At 67.2% G+C, this 11,977-nt stretch carries 10 protein-coding genes; 6 read left to right on the top strand and 4 right to left on the bottom strand.

Going from position 1 to position 11,977, the window contains the following annotated elements; all coding sequences use genetic code 11:
* Positions 1-71: 71 nt before the first annotated feature.
* The 6 genes from CXR43_RS15970 to CXR43_RS15945 all read left to right on the top strand — a co-directional run bounded on the left by CXR43_RS15970 (position 72) and on the right by CXR43_RS15945 (position 5,809).
* On the top strand, positions 72-1,403 hold the full coding sequence (locus CXR43_RS15970; protein WP_103335745.1) for a formimidoylglutamate deiminase: 1,332 nt from the start codon (positions 72-74) through the stop codon (positions 1,401-1,403).
* A gap of 138 nt (positions 1,404-1,541) precedes the next feature.
* Complete coding sequence (locus CXR43_RS15965; RefSeq protein ID WP_103335742.1) at positions 1,542-2,336, top strand: UDP-2,3-diacylglucosamine diphosphatase; 795 nt, start codon at positions 1,542-1,544, stop codon at positions 2,334-2,336.
* Complete coding sequence (locus CXR43_RS15960) at positions 2,336-3,457, top strand: ceramide glucosyltransferase (RefSeq protein WP_246831428.1); 1,122 nt, start codon at positions 2,336-2,338, stop codon at positions 3,455-3,457. The genes CXR43_RS15965 and CXR43_RS15960 overlap by 1 nt, the downstream gene beginning before the upstream one ends.
* Positions 3,458-3,461: 4 nt before the next feature.
* Positions 3,462-4,034 carry a DedA family protein gene (locus CXR43_RS15955; protein WP_103335740.1) on the top strand — a complete coding sequence of 191 codons (573 nt, stop codon included), beginning with the start codon at positions 3,462-3,464 and terminating at the stop codon, positions 4,032-4,034.
* Complete coding sequence (locus CXR43_RS15950) at positions 4,031-4,801, top strand: glycosyltransferase (protein WP_103335737.1); 771 nt, start codon at positions 4,031-4,033, stop codon at positions 4,799-4,801. The genes CXR43_RS15955 and CXR43_RS15950 overlap by 4 nt, the downstream gene beginning before the upstream one ends.
* A 66-nt stretch (positions 4,802-4,867) precedes the next feature.
* Positions 4,868-5,809, top strand: coding sequence for an NAD-dependent epimerase/dehydratase family protein (locus tag CXR43_RS15945; RefSeq protein ID WP_168219860.1), 942 nt, complete (start codon positions 4,868-4,870; stop codon positions 5,807-5,809).
* On the opposite strand, the gene cobA is transcribed toward CXR43_RS15945, so the two are convergent.
* The 4 genes from cobA to nirB are packed head-to-tail and all read right to left on the bottom strand — an operon-like array spanning position 5,806 to position 11,973.
* Positions 5,806-6,624 carry a uroporphyrinogen-III C-methyltransferase gene (gene cobA / locus CXR43_RS15940; RefSeq protein ID WP_103335732.1) on the bottom strand — a complete coding sequence of 273 codons (819 nt, stop codon included), beginning with the start codon at positions 6,622-6,624 and terminating at the stop codon, positions 5,806-5,808. The genes CXR43_RS15945 and cobA overlap by 4 nt on opposite strands.
* The gene (locus CXR43_RS15935; RefSeq protein WP_103335729.1) at positions 6,621-9,218 is read right to left on the bottom strand and encodes a nitrate reductase; all 2,598 of its coding nucleotides are present in this window, start codon (positions 9,216-9,218) and stop codon (positions 6,621-6,623) included. Before CXR43_RS15935 ends, cobA begins: the two co-directional genes overlap by 4 nt.
* The gene (gene nirD, locus CXR43_RS15930) at positions 9,215-9,550 is read right to left on the bottom strand and encodes a nitrite reductase small subunit NirD (RefSeq protein ID WP_103335727.1); all 336 of its coding nucleotides are present in this window, start codon (positions 9,548-9,550) and stop codon (positions 9,215-9,217) included. Before nirD ends, CXR43_RS15935 begins: the two co-directional genes overlap by 4 nt.
* A complete protein-coding gene (gene nirB / locus CXR43_RS15925; RefSeq protein ID WP_103335724.1) occupies positions 9,547-11,973 on the bottom strand; it encodes a nitrite reductase large subunit NirB in 2,427 nt (808 codons plus the stop codon). Before nirB ends, nirD begins: the two co-directional genes overlap by 4 nt.
* Between the last annotated feature and the right edge of the window lie 4 nt (positions 11,974-11,977).

The following is an 11,977-nucleotide window of genomic DNA, read 5'->3' as shown; positions in this document are numbered from 1 at the left end:
CCTTTGCGTCTGTTTCAAGTATATACATATCAAAGATCACTTGCATAGCCCCTTTGGCAGAGGAAACCGCCATGACGCTGCACGCCCGGACTGCTCTGCTGCCCGAAGGCTGGGCGCGCGATGTGCGGCTGGTGCTGGCGGGCGGGCGGATTGAGCGCGTCACGGCAGGCACCCCGCCGCAGCCCGGGGATCACCGGGCCGGGAGTGTGATTCCCGGCCTGCCAAACCTGCACAGCCATGCGTTTCAGCGCGGCTTTTCCGGCCTGACCGAACAGCGCGGACCGGGGCCAGACAGTTTCTGGACCTGGCGCGAGATGATGTATCGCTTTGCCCTGAACCTGACACCGGAGGCGATGCAGGCGATTGCTGCGCTGGCCTATGTGGAAATGCTCGAGGCGGGGTTTACCCGGGTGGGGGAGTTCCACTATCTGCACCACCGCCCGGATGGGTCGCGCTATGATGACCCGGCCGAGATGTCCTGCCGCATCTTCGCGGCGGCGGAGGAGACCGGGATCAGCCTGACGCATCTGCCGGTGTTCTATGCCCATGGCGGCTTTGGCCCGAAACCCGCAGGTGAGGGGCAGCGCAGGTTCTTAGATGATATCGACGGGTTTGCGCGTCTGGTGGAGGCCTGCGACGGGATGGCGCGGGGGCAGGACCGGGTGGGGCTGGCACCGCATTCGCTGCGCGCGGCGACGATGGAGCAGATCACCGCGCTGGCGCAGGCCTTTCCGGGGCGGCCCTTGCACCTGCACATTGCCGAGCAGGTGCAGGAGGTGGAGGATTGCCTTGCCTTTTGCGACCAGCGCCCGGTGGCGTATCTGCTGGACCGGGCCCCGGTCGGGCCGGAGTGGTGCCTGATCCACGCCACGCATCTGACCCCGGCCGAGGTGCAGGGCATTGCCGACAGGGGTGCCGTGGTCGGCCTGTGCCCGATCACCGAGGCCAATCTGGGGGATGGGATTTTCCCTGCCGAGCCGTTTCTGGCGGCGGGGGGGCGGTTCGGGTTCGGCACCGACAGCAATGTGCAGATCACGGCGGCAGGAGAGGCGCGGATGCTGGAATATTCGCAGCGCCTGCACCGCCGCGCGCGCAATCTCTGTGCCGATACCGGGTCTACCGGCGCGCGGCTGGTTCTGGGGGCGGCCCGTGGCGGGGCGCAGGCGCTTGGGGCCCCGGCCCCGCAGATCGCGGCGGGCGCGCCGGCCGATCTGGTGGCGCTGCATGACCCGATGGGTCTTGATATGGCCGATGACCATGTGCTGGACCGCTGGGTTTTCGGGCGGGATCTGACGGTTGCGGATGTCTGGGCGATGGGGCGGCATGTGGTGCGGGATGGGCGGCACATCGCACGCGACGGCATCGTGCAGGCCGCCGCAAAGGCCTGTCGGGCGCTGATCTGACCCGGCGTGCCGGGTGGCGCGGCGCCCATGAGTGGGCCTGCCTTGGCCGCAACTGTCGCCGCAATGCAGCAAATCCTTCACACGACCGTTGCGCTTTTGCGCCAAGGCTTGGCGCAAAGGGCAAAGCGGAGCAGGCGCATGACCGGATCAGTCAGACATCACAGCGCCTTGTTCCTGTCAGACCTGCATCTTGGGGCCTTGGGCAGCCGGGCAGACCTGATCCTGTCTTTCCTGCAGCACAACCATGCCAAGACCTATTTTCTGGTCGGCGATGTGCTGGACCTGTGGCAGCCGCTCTTGCCGCATTGGACCGAAGAGGCGCAGCAGGTGGTTGATCACCTGCGCGACCGGCAGAGGGCGGGGGCGGTGATCCACTATCTGCGCGGCAATCATGACCCGGACCCGACGCAGGCCCCCGCCCCGAAGCATCTGGCCGTGGCGGCGGTGGATCATGTGATCCATCAGGCCGGGGATCAGCGCCGCTATCTGGTGCTGCATGGCGATATTGCGGATGCGCGCGCGGTACGGTCTCATACGATGACCCGTCTGGGCAGCCGGATCGACCACGTGCTGCGGCGGGTGGACCGGGGGCTGTCGGTGCTGCGGCGTGGCAGTTCGGCAGAGGCGCGCAGCACCATCGAGGCGCTGCTGGCCGGGGTCAATTCGCTGTTGTACCGGGGGCGCAGGCATGAACGCCGGCTGGTGGAGATGGCGCGGGCGCATGGGGTGCATGGGGTGATTTGCGGGCACTTCCACATCGCGGGTCTGCATGATGACCATGGTCTGACCTATGCCAATTGCGGCGACTGGCTGGACAGCATGACGGCGCTGTCGGAACAGCCTGATGGCAGCCTGCGCCTGCTGTGCTGGCGGCCAGAGGCTGCGGCCCTGCGCAGCGGATTGGCGGCGCAGGATCTGGAGGGGGCAACATGATGGCTTTGGCTTTGACCACAGTGGCGGCGGTGCTTTTGCTGGCGCATCTGGGGGCCGTGGGGCTGTATCTGCACCGGCTGCGGCGCAGGGCACCGGCGGCAGGTGTGATCGGCACCCCGTTCGTGACCCTGCTGCGCCCGGTTTGCGGGGTGGATGCGTTTGACGCGGAAACGCTGCAATCCTCCTTCGATCAGGACTATCCGCGCTATGAGGTTATCTTTTGCGCGCAAAGCCCGGATGACCCGGTGATCGCATTGGTCAACCGTCTGATCGCGCGCAACCCACAGGTACCCGCGCGGTTGCTGATCGGGCTGGACCGGATTTCGGGCAATCCGAAGCTGAACAATGTGTTCAAGGGCTGGGCTGCGGCCAGCGGGGACTGGGTCTGCATGACCGACAGCAATCTGATGCTGCCGCCGGATTATCTGGCGACGGTGGTGGGAAGCTGGGGGCCCGCCACCGGGCTGGTGTCTTCGCCCCCGGTGGGGAGCCGTCCGCAAAATCTGGGGGGCGCTTTGGAATGTGCCTTTCTCAACAGCAATCAGGCGCTGCTGCAACATGCCGCCGCCAGCATCGGCCCCGCCTTTGCGCAGGGCAAGACGCTGTTCTTCAACAAGCCCTTGCTGGAACATGCCGGTGGGTTGCGGGCTTTGGGGCAGACCCTGGCCGAAGATGCGGCCGCCACGCAGATCACGCGGTCGCTGGGGCGCGAGGTGACGCTGACCCCCCTGCCCTTTGCCCAGCCGATCGGGCGGCGCAGCCTTGCGCAGGTCTGGACCCGGCAGGTGCGGTGGAGCCGGGTGCGGCGGGACGCCTTTCCGGTTCTGTTCGCCCTTGAGGTTCTGAACGGCGGTCTGGTGCCGGTTGCCGCTGCCTTCGGAGCCTTGATGATGACGGGGGCCGATCCGGTTTACGGGCTGCTGTATGCGGCTGTGTGGTATCTGGCAGAGATCTTTGTGGCCGCCCGCGCGGGTTGGCCTGCGGGGCTGTGGGCTGTGCCGGTATTGGTCTTGCGCGATCTGCTGATGCTGCCGATCTGGCTGGCCACCTTCCTGCGGCGGGGCTTTGACTGGCGGGGCACGGTGCTGTCGCCTGCGCCGCGCACCCTGCCCGCCGAGTAAGCGGATGACCGAAGCGGATGTCGGTGCGCTGATCCGCGACTACGGATTGCTGATCATCGCGCCCCTGGCCCTGCTGGAAGGGCCGGTGGTGTCGGTGGTGACAGGCTATCTGGCAAAGGCCGGGCTGGTGCCGTTGCAACTGGCCTTTGTCGTGCTGGTCGTGGCCGATCTGGCGGGCGATGTCGTGCTGTACTGGATCGGGCGCCGGGGGCGCGCCGGTCTGGCGCTGCCCTGGCTGGGGCGGTTTGGTGTGACGCGGCGGCGGCTGGCGGGCGCGCTGCGGACCTTCCGGCGCAATGGCGGGCGACTTCTGGTGCTGGGCAAGCTGACGCATTCGGCAGGCTTTGCCGTGTTGCTGGCGGCGGGCATGGCCCGGATGCCGGTGATGCGGTTTCTGGTTCTGAACACGCTGGCGACCCTGCCCAAGACCGGCCTTTGCCTTGCCTTCGGCTGGTGGTTTGGCGCGGTGACCGGCCGGGCCGGTCTGGGGCTGATCGGCGCGGCACTGCTGGTGCTGTTCTGTGCTGTTGTCTTTGCCCTTTTTCATCTCACCTCCCGCAGCGAGAAAGACACATGACACCCACCTTCACCTGTCTGATCCCCGCACATAACGAGGCCGCGCGCCTCACCGCCGTATTGGCCGCCGTGCAGAATCACCCGATGATCCAGTCGGTTGTGGTGGTGGATGACGGATCGCGCGATGACACGGCGGCGGTGGCCCGGGTCGCCGGGGTGCGGGTGGTGCGGCTGTGGCCCAACCGGGGCAAGTCGGCGGCGGTGGCGCAGGCGCTGCGCGAGGTTCGTACCAGCCATGTGCTGTTGCTGGATGCCGATCTGACCGGGTTATGCGCGGCAGACCTGTCACAGTTGCTGGCACCGGTGGCCGAAGGGCGGACCGATGTGGCGCTGTCGCTGCGGGGCAATGCGCCAAGAGTCTGGCACTGGCTGGGCGTCGATTACATCACCGGCGAGCGGGTGCTGCCGATGTGGCTGATCCGGCCGATTCTGCCGGGGCTGAACGCGCTGCCACGCTTTGGGCTGGAGGTGTTCCTGAACACCCATATTCAGGCCGCCGGTCTGTCGGTGGCGATTGTCGGCTGGCCGCGCGTGTCCAGCCCGTCGAAGGCCGCAAAGACCGGCTGGCGGGAGGGTATCAGGGCCGATATCGGCATGATGCGCGACATTCTGGGAACCGTCTGTGTCACGACAACCTTGCGCCAGATTGCCTATCTGCGCCGGGCTGATCCCCGGTATGGTCCGGCCGGGGCCGGGCGGGGCGGCATGGCATTGCTGCGGCAGGGCAAGGGCGCATTTGCCACGAGACAGGGGGATGCGGGGCGCTGAGAGGGCTTGATTGCCGCCGGGTCTTGCCGCCAACTGCGCTGCATCAGGCAGGCACGGAAAGACGCGTTGGACCCCATCAGGCAGGACAACACAGGGCGGCGGGTGCTGGTCACCGGCGCGGGCGGCTTTGTCGGCGGGGCGGTTGTGCAGGCCCTGTTGGCCAGCGGTCATCGCGCGATTGCCCTGTACCGGACGGCCCCGGCAGCGCCAGTGCCGCCAGGGGCAGAGGTAGGTTGCGCCGATCTGGTGACCGATCCGCTGCAAGCCCTGCTGGCCGACCTGCGGCCCGATGGCATCATCCACTGTGCTGGCCTGACCCAAGCGCCCCCGACCGAGGAGGGCCGGGCCGCGCTGACGGCGGCCAATCTGACCGCTACGGCGCGGCTGATCGCGGCGGCGGCGGGCCTGCCGCGGCCCGTGCGGCTGGTGGTGGTGTCCTCCGCCGCGATCTATGCGCCGATGCCGGAGGGTCTGGAGGCCATCCGAGAAGACCATCCGCTGCGCCCCGCCGGGGCTTATGGGGTCAGCAAGGCGGCGGTGACGCTGCATGCGCTGGCACAGGCCAAGCGGCTGGGTCTTGATCTGGCGGTCGCGGTGCCGTTCAATGTGACCGGCCCGGGCCAGCCTGCGCATCTGGTGCCGCAGCTCTTTGCCGCGCAGCTGCGCGCGGAGCCTTCGGATTTCGCGCTTTCCAACGCTCAGGTGGTGCGGGACTGGGTGGATGTGCGCGATGTGGCGGCGGCACTGGTGAGGCTGGGCCAGCCCAAAGGTCCGCAGGGGATGTTCAATGTGGCCAGCGGTCAGGGACACAGCTTGCACCAGGTTCTGGACCTGCTGTGCCGGCTTGGCGGCTGGCAGCCGGTGATCCGCGACGGCGGCCTGCACAATCCCGCGGCTGTCCGCACAAGCATCGGCAGCCCCGCGCGCCTGAGGGCGGCCACGGGTTGGGCCCCGAAGATCGCGCTGGAGGACAGTCTGCGCGCTATGCTGCGGGATGCAGGGTCTTAGGCAGGGCAGACCACTTTGGCAGGGTCCGACCCGACCTGTGCCATCGCCTCCCCGGCCAGTTTTGCCAGTTCGATCAGCAGGATCGCCGGATTGCGCAGCTGTGCCGCCCGGCAATCCTGCGACAGCCGTGCCAGCGTGGTCGTGATCGCACGTTCATCGGGGCGCGAGATATTGGCGGCAACCGTCACCTGCTGAGCGGGGGACACCCCGGCCAGCAGCAGCTGCGCGGTCAGCGCGTCGAGCTGGTTCATCGCCATGTAGAACACCAGCGAGGTGCCGGGCCGCGCCATTTCGGCCACGCCTGACGGCATGTCGCCGGTGCAACAGGTGGCAGTGGCCAGCACCACCCGGTCTGTCACGCCGCGCAGGGTGAGCGGCTGGCACAGGCTGGCGGCGGCGGCAGAGGCGGCGGTGACGCCGGGAATGACGTCGATGGCAATGCCATGGGCGCGGGCGGCGGCAATCTCTTCGCCGGCGCGGCCAAAGATTGACGGATCGCCGGATTTGAGCCGCACCACATGCTTGCCCTGCAGGGCGGCGGCAACGATTGTCGCGTCGATCCGGGATTGCGGCCAGCTGTGGGCACCAACCTCCTTGCCGACAAAGATGCACTCTGCGCCGGGGCGGGCGAAGGCCAGAACCTCGGGGTCGACCAGCCGGTCATAGTAGATCACATCGGCCTGGCCCAGGCAGCGGACGGCGCGGAGTGTCAGATGGTCTGCCGCACCCGGCCCGGCCCCGACAAGGGTGATGCGGCCTTGCCTTGGGCTGTCAGCGCCGGGGATGATCGTGGCGGGGTTCTGAAGAAAGCTCATTCGGCGGCCTCGCGGTGGCTGTGGCGGGACAGAAGGGCAGCAAGCTCCGGGCGGCAAGAGCCGCAATTGGTGCCCGCGCCAAGGGCGGCACCGATGGCATCGACACTCATCAGCCCATCGGTGCTGATCGCGCGCAGGAGGGTGTTGAGCCCCACGTTCAGGCAGGCACAGACGGTTGGGCCGGGATCGGGGCGGTTGGCGGCGGGGCGGCCTGCGAGGACCGACAGGTCGGTGTCACCGAGCGCTGTGGACAGATGCGCGCGCGACAGCAGCACCGGATCGCGGGCGATGAACAGGGCAGCGGTCAGCCTGCCATGCGCCGTAAAGGCCATGCGATGCAGGCCCTGCGCCGGGTCGGAGAGCATGGCGGACGGGGGCGGCAGGCCGAACAGGGTGCAGGCCCAATCGGCCCAGTCTTCGGGCTCTGCCTGCCCCGCCAGTTCCAGCTGGATGCCGCCTGCAATGCGACCCTTGGCCCAGTAGTCGCAGATCGGGGTCACATCGCGCTGTGACAGGGCAAAGCCATACCAGCGGGCTGCATAGGGGCGGATCGCCACGGCGGCGGATTTGCTGGCGGGCTGGCCGGAGACCGGGTCTGTCAGCGCGGGCACCAAAGCGTCGATGCGGCCTGTGGGGGCGGTCTCGCCCGTCCAGTGCATCGGGGCGAAGGGGTGACCGGGCTGCACGGAGGCACTGATCATCACCCGCAGGAGGCTGCGGCCATGGTCATTGTGCACCTCGGCCAGTGCGGCGGGGGCGAGGTCAAGGCGGGCGGCATCTGTGGGGTGCAGTTCCAGATAGGGCTCGCCCAGATGCCGGGTCAGGCGCGGGGCCATGCCGGTGCGGGTCATCGTGTGCCACTGGTCACGGACGCGGCCTGTGTTCAGGCGGAACGGCAGGGTTTGCGTGGCGGGGGCGGGCAGGCGGGCGGTGACGGGCAGCAACCGGGCGCGGCCGTCGGGGGTGTGGAACCGGCCATCGGCAAAGAAGCGCCCTCCCTTGCGCGCCGCCTGCGGCCAGACCATCGGGGGGAAGGTTTCGTACTCCGTGCCGGCCAGCCCCGAGATGTCGAAATCGCTACCCAAGCGGCCCGCCACGCCGGACAGGCGGGCGTATTCGTCGAAGATCTGCGCCGGGCTGTCCCAGTCGAACCCCGCAAAGCCCATGCGCTGTGCCACCTGCGCCAGGTGCCACCAATCGGCCCGGGCCTGACCGGGGGGCGGGGCAAAGGCGCGCTGGCGGCTGATCATCCGCTCGGAATTGGTGACGGTGCCATCTTTTTCGCCCCAGCCTGCGGCGGGCAGCAGCACATGGGCCAGACGGGCGGTGTCGGTATTGGGCCAGATGTCGCTGACCGCGACGAAGTCGCAGGCGGCGATGGCGCGGGCCACGCGATGGGCGTCGGGCATGGTGACCGCGGGGTTGGTGTGCAGAATACACAGTGCCTTGATGCGCCCCTCTTCGACCGCGCGGAACATGTCCACCGCCTTCAGCCCCGGCTTGGTTGCCATGGTGGGGGCGGCCCAGAAGGCCTGCACGGCATTGCGGTGGGTGGGGTTTTCCAGATCCAGATGGCAGGCGAGCATATTGGCCAGCCCGCCCACCTCGCGCCCGCCCATGGCATTGGGCTGACCGGTGATGGAAAACGGCCCCATGCCGGGGCGGCCGATGCGGCCAGTGGCGAGGTGACAGTTCAGGATGGCGTTGACCTTGTCGGTGCCAGAGTCGGATTGGTTGATGCCCTGGGAATAGACGGTGACGACGCGCTTGGTGCTGGCCCAGAGGGAGAGGAAAGCGGCGAGGTCTGCCGGGGGCAATCCGGTGTCGTCGGCGGTGCTGATGCGGGCGGTGGCAAGGGCCGCGTCCAGCCCTGCCACATGGGGCAGGAAGTCCGGGTTCAGGCGGCCCTGATCGGCGATGTGGCACAAAAGCAGGTTGAACAGATGGGCATCGGCGCCGGGGGCAAGGGCAAGATGCAGGTCTGCGCCTTCGCAGGTGGCGGTGCGGCGCGGGTCGATCACCACGATCTTCAGCGCGGGCCGGGCGGCCTTGGCGACCATCAGGCGCTGATGCAGGACCGGGTGGCACCATGCCAGATTGCTGCCGGTCAGAACCACCAGATCGGCCAGTTCCAGATCTTCGTACTGGCCTGGCACGGTATCTGACCCGAAGGCGCGGCGGTGGCCGGCAACGGAAGACGCCATGCAGAGCCGCGAGTTGGTGTCGATATTCGCGCTGCCGATGAAGCCTTTCATCAGCTTGTTGGCGACGTAGTAATCTTCGGTCAACAGCTGGCCCGAGACGTAGAGTGCCACCGAATCCGGGCCGTGCCTGGCGATGGTTTGCGAGAACCGCGTGGCCACCTCATCCAGCGCGCGATCCCATGTGGCTTCCCGCCCCCGGATCATCGGTGCCATGAGCCGCCCTTCGGTGGACAGGGTTTCGCCCAAGGCCGCGCCCTTCACACACAACCGGCCCCGGTTGGCGGGGTGGTCGGGGTCGCCCTTGATCTGTACGCCGCCCTTGCCGTCTGTCGTGGCAATCACCCCGCAGCCGACGCCGCAATAGGGGCAGGTTGTGCGGACTGCGGTCATGCGGCAGAGCGCCGGGCAAGGCGGGTGGCATCCAGCAGCACGCGCCCTGCGGTCAGCTGCACGGCAAAAGTCTGCACCGCGCCTTCATCTGCGCCCTGCGCTTGGCCCGTGTTCAAGTCGAACACCCAGGCATGCAGCGGGCAGGTAACGGAAGTGCCATGCACGATGCCTTCGGACAGCGGGCCGCCCTTGTGCGGACAGCGGTCTTCCAGCGCGAAGACCCGGTCATCAGCGGTGCGGAACACCGCGATACATCCCAGCGCGGTTTTGACCAGCCTTGCGCCCTGACGGGGAATATCCTCCAAGGCGGCGATGTCGATGAACCGGCTCATTCTGCGGCCCTCAGCGTCAGGTCGGCAATCGGGGCCCAATCCGCCGGTTTGGCGGCCAGTTCGGCCCATGGGTCGGTCTGGTAGACCGATTGCGACAGCATGAACCGGTCATAGAGCGCGCGGCGGGTGGCCGGGTCTTCGACCTGCGCACGGCACCAGTCCAGCCCCACCTTGGCCACCCATTTGTAGATGCGGTGCAGGTAGCGGGCGTTTTCGCGGTAGAGTTGGGTGAAGGCGGCGATCACCTCCATCACCTCGGCCTCGGTGGTGACCTTGCACAGAAACTCGGTTTCGCGCACGTCCATGCCAGCGGCGCCTGCGACGCTGATTTCATAGCCTGACTCGACGCAGACCACGCCGATGTCCTTGCAGGTGGCTTCGGCGCAGTTGCGCGGGCAGCCCGAGACGCCGAGTTTGACCTTGGCGGGCGTCCATGCCCCCCAAAGCAGCTTTTCCAGCTTTATCCCCAGCCCGGTGCTGTCTTGGGTGCCAAAGCGGCAGAACTCGGTGCCGACACAGGTTTTCACCGTGCGCAGACCCTTGGCATAGGCGTGGCCCGAGACCATGCCTGCGGCGTTCAGGTCGGACCAGATGGCGGGCAGGTCTTCTTTCTTGACGCCCAGCAGGTCGATCCGCTGGCCACCGGTGACCTTGACCATCGGCACGGCATAGCGGTCGGCGGCATCGGCGATGGCGCGCAGCTCGGCGGGTGTGGTGACGCCGCCCCACATGCGCGGCACGACCGAATAGGTGCCATCCTTCTGGATATTGCCGTGGTTGCGTTCGTTGACAAAGCGCGACTGGCGGTCGTCAGTGTATTCGGTCGGCCAGTCGGCGATGAGGTAGTAGTTCAGCGCCGGGCGGCAGGACGCGCAGCCGCCAACCGTTTTCCAGCCCAATTCCTGCATCACGGCGGGAATGGATTTCAGCCCCATCGACTTGATCAGCCTGCGCACGTCTTCATGCGTGTGATCGGTGCATTTGCACATCGGGGGGTTGGTGTTGGCACTGAACCTGTCGCCCAGCGTCAAGGCCATCACCTGTTCCACGAGGCCGGTGCAGGTGCCGCAGCTGGCGCTGGCCTTGGTGGCCATGCGCACGGCATCCAATGTGGTGGCCCCGCCGCCGATGGCGGTGACGATCTTGCCCTTGCAGACGCCGTTGCAGCCACAGATTTCCGCCTCAGGCGGCAAGGCTGCAACGGCTGCCAGAGGGTCCGTTTGGGCACCTCCCTGAAAGGCCGGGCCAAAGATCAGCGTGTCGCGCTGGTCGGTTATCGGTTTGCCCTGTTTGATCAGGTCAAAGAACCATGCGCCATCGGCGGTGTCGCCATACATCACCGCGCCGATCAGCTTATCACCCTCAAGGATCAGGCGCTTGTAGACCCCGCGCCCCGGATCGCGGAACACGATATCCTCACGCCCCGGCGCATCGGCAAAGTCACCTGCGCTGAACAGATCAACCCCGGTGACCTTGAGCTTGGTGGCGGTCTGGACGGGCTTGAAGGCGGCTTGCTGCCCCAGCAGGGTTGCGGCCAGCACCTTGGCCTGATCGTAAAGCGGGGCGACGAGGCCGAAGAGCTGTTTGTCATGCTCCACGCATTCGCCCAGTGCAAAGATCGCCGGGTCAGAGGTGCGCATCTGGTCATCCACCGTGATGCCCCGCCCCACCTCCAGATGCGCGTCATTGGCCAGCCGCACCTCGGGCCGGATGCCCACGGCCATGCAGACCAGATCGGCGGGGTAGACGGTGCCGTCTTCGAGCAGCACGGCCTCGACCCTGTCGGTGCCCAGAATGGCCTTGGTGGCCCCCTTGCAGTGGATGCGGATGCCGCGACGTTCCAGATCCTTTTGCAGAAGGTATCCGGCGGCGGGGTCCAGCTGACGTTCCATCAGATGGCCCATCAGGTGAATGACCGTGACCTCGGCCCCGCGTGCGGCCATGCCTGCGGCAGCCTCCAGCCCCAGCAGGCCGCCGCCGATCACCACGGCACGGGCACCGGGTTTGCTGGCGGCAATCATCGCATTGGTGTCTTCCAGATCGCGGTAGGCGACCACGCCCGGCAGATCCTTGCCCGGCACCGGCACGATGAACGGGGCCGATCCGGTGGCAATCACCAGCGCGTCATAGGGCACGCCGCCGGTGTTGGAAGTGACGATGCGGTTGGTGCGGTCGATCTTGACGACCGGTTCACCAAAGCGGCAATCGACTCCGTGGGCCTGATACCACGCCGCATCATGCGTCACGATCTGATCATAGGTTTTTTCGCCCGACAGCACCGGCGACAGCATCAGCCGGTTGTAATTGCCGCGCGGCTCAGCGTTGAACAGGGTGACATCGAAATTGCCCCCCGCCTCAAACAAAGCCTCCAGCATCCGGCCCGAGGCCATGCCCGCGCCGATCACCACAAGTTTTTGTTTCATATCG

This window comes from Pseudotabrizicola formosa (genome assembly GCF_002900965.1).
Lineage (GTDB): Bacteria > Pseudomonadota > Alphaproteobacteria > Rhodobacterales > Rhodobacteraceae > Pseudotabrizicola > Pseudotabrizicola formosa.
This window is presented reverse-complemented; position numbering and strand designations above follow the sequence as displayed.